Here is a 603-nt window from a genome sequence, read left to right as displayed (position 1 = left end):
CTACACACTATTATGAAAATGATCCTCTTTCAGCAATATATTCAACTATACATGAAACAGGACACGCTTTATATGAACAGCAAATATTAGATATTTACCAAGATAATTTTTTAGGTGGTGGAGTATCTATGGGAATACATGAATCACAATCTAGAATATTTGAAAATATGTTCTGTAAACATGATAGTTTCGTTAAGATAATATATGATTTAATGGATAAATACTTTGGTATGGATATAACTTTAGATGAATTTAAATTATTATTAAATGAAGTAAATACATCACTTATTAGAGTTGAAGCTGATGAATTAACTTACCCTATACATGTAATGATAAGATATGAATTAGAAAAAGAAATATTCTCTGATTTAGATAAAGAAGAAAAAGCAGAAGATATAGCTAAAAAATGGGCTGATAAATATGAAGAATATTTAGGCGTTAGACCTATGACTTACTCAGAAGGAATGCTTCAAGATGTTCATTGGTCTCAAGGTTCATTTGGATACTTTTCATCCATTAATTTTCTTTTTATATCTTTTAATACACTGTATAACTTATCTGATTTATACCCACTTAAATATGAAAATTCTAAATTACTTATTA

General features: G+C 26.4%; 1 pseudogene. It reads left to right on the top strand.

What is annotated here, in order from left to right:
- A pseudogene (locus BUE91_RS06830) lies at window positions 1-603 on the top strand (carboxypeptidase M32); the annotation flags it as partial.

It is taken from the genome of Streptobacillus notomytis (assembly GCF_001902585.1).
GTDB lineage: Bacteria > Fusobacteriota > Fusobacteriia > Fusobacteriales > Leptotrichiaceae > Streptobacillus > Streptobacillus notomytis.
The sequence above is the reverse complement of the archived record's forward strand: the minus strand, read 5'-3'. Positions and strand labels throughout refer to the sequence as shown.